Source organism: Corallococcus caeni (genome assembly GCF_036245865.1).
GTDB classification, from domain to species: Bacteria; Myxococcota; Myxococcia; order Myxococcales; family Myxococcaceae; genus Corallococcus; species Corallococcus caeni.
On sequence record NZ_BTTW01000027.1, the window covers coordinates 1 to 2,306 of the forward strand.

A 2,306-nucleotide genomic window follows, 5' to 3' on the forward strand; every position below is an offset into this window, starting at 1 on the left:
GAAATACAGTCTTGCACCATTCCTTCAACTGGAGAGCATTGACAGACAGGAGGGTCCGAGGGCACCCCTCCGAGGTGAACGAGAGCTACGGCGTTTGGAACTGACTGAGCCCCATTGCCAGAGGTTCCTTTCCCAGCGAGCCTCATTGCGGGTGGCGACAGGGGCGTCGCCTCGCCGATGACACCACAGCCCCATGCGCAGGTGAGAAAACAATGAAAAGACTAGCCGTGCTTGCGAGACGTCACATCCTTGCGGTGGGTTGGATTGCTTTAGCAGTCGGATGCACTCCTCCGCCCGATGAGACGCAGGAGATTCTTGGCAACTTGGTCGAGGCGGGGTTCCCCGCTGACGACGTCATCGTGGTGGAGGGGAAGGTCTACGTCGGTCGGGACGCAGAAGTGACCTTAGCCGCGTCGCGCGAGATGCTTGAGACCGACGGCACAACCAAGGAGCAGTACCACACCAAGAACGTCGTCAGCAGGTCGCTGTCGAAGATTTGCATCAACGGCTCGACATTCACGGGTGCATTCAGCGCGGCGCTCGATATGGCAATCCAAAACTATGATGCCATGGACCTGACATTTTCCATGGCGCGGACGCCAAGCACTGACTGTAGCTTCACCATCAATGCCGTGATCGACCCAAGCATGAATGGGGGTAGCGCCGGGTTCCCCTCAAACGGCAATCCGTACGGACAGATCACTATCGGCGGCCAGCTCAGCCAGTTCGGCGTCAACGTCATCGCACACGTCATCACACACGAAATTGGCCACACTCTCGGGTTTCGGCACGCGGACTACTACAACCGCAGCATCAGCTGCGGCGTCGGAGGCAATGAGGGTGAAGCCGACGTCGGCGCGATCGCCATCCAGGGCACGTCGACAACTGCTAACGTAGGTGGCTCCGTCATGAATTCCTGCTTCCGCGCGGTGGAAACGGGCAGGTGGCTCACAGGCGACCCTGAGGCGTTGCTTGCATTGTTCAAACCCAGGGAGGCAAACCCTGCCGTGTGCGTCGGCAACACGGTATTCTTCCAGGATTGGCACCAACTCGACAACAACACCATATATGCGGACGTGAGCACGGTGAAATGCGGTTATTCCGAAACGCCTCTATACTTCACGTCTCTCGGAGGCGCCGTCGGGCACATGGCAGCGTCTGGAGTCACAGCCATCTACTCTCCGTCGTCTGCGGGTTTCCGCGTCTATCTCAAAACCGCAGTCTCAGCCTACTACGCGAGCCTGTACGGCTGGCATATCAAATGGCAGGCTGTACGAAAAAATCTGCGCTCGTCGGCACTCTGCTCCGGCGAAACGTACTGGGCCTCGACGCCATGGCAGCAGGTCGACAACAACCGTATCAGCCTGGATGTGGACACGGCCGCGTGTGGCTTCACCGAGACGCCGCTGTACTTCACTTCTCTCGGAGGCGCTGCCGGGCACAGGGATGCGAAAGGCAGCGAAGCCATCTCCGTGCCGACGCCTACGGGCTTCCGTGTCTATCTCACAACCACAGTCTCGGCCACCCGGGCGAACATGTACAGTTGGCACATCAAATGGCAGGCCGCAGCAAAAGATCTGCGCGGGCCGGATCTCTGTACCGGCCAGACGCAGCAGGGCGCGACGGCATGGCAACAGGCGGAAGCCAATGTCATCTACTTGGACGTCAACACCGCCCCATGCGGCCTCGGCTACTCGACGCATTATTTCACGTCTATCGGAGGTTTGGCGGCGCACGGGTCAAGTTCCGGAGCAACGGCCATCTACTCTCCGACGGATACTGGTTTCCGCATCTACGTCACCTTACCAAGCATGACCGCCACCGATGCCAACCTCCACGGTTGGTACATCAATTGGAGCGCGAACCGACTTTTATACTGGTAGGGAGCAAAAGCCGCACCCTCTGGGCCTGGGGGCCGAACGCGTAGGGTTCGCTCTCTAACGAACGACCAATGACCGCGTGGCGATAGTGGTGATTGCGGCGTACGTAAACCAAAGATCCACTGGGCGCCTGCGTTGGCGGGCGCCCAACTTGTCGCAGACATGTGCGGGAAAGGGGCCCAGTGGCAGGTGGAGGGAAGGGCGGGCCTGGGCCGACCCCGGTGCACTCACGGTCCTGGTGGGCAGGGATTCCGGCAGTCGTTGTCTGGGCGCCCGGACAACGCGTGGCTCACACGTCAGGGAAGAGCAATCCCCCTCTTCCGGTCAGCGAGTTGATGCTCCGTTGAAGCCCGCCGGGGACGGCGCTGGGAGTCCCGAGGGACTTTCCTGGTGCCGCAGCTTCCAGACACTTGCGCAATCGCAAAA

1 protein-coding gene is annotated in these 2,306 nt (G+C 60.1%); it reads left to right on the forward strand.

What is annotated here, in order from left to right; genetic code table 11:
* Positions 1-323: 323 nt before the first annotated feature.
* Positions 324-1,883, forward strand: a complete 1,560-nt coding sequence (locus AABA78_RS38715; protein ID WP_338270569.1) for a M57 family metalloprotease — start codon at positions 324-326, stop codon at positions 1,881-1,883.
* Positions 1,884-2,306: the final 423 nt, after the last annotated feature.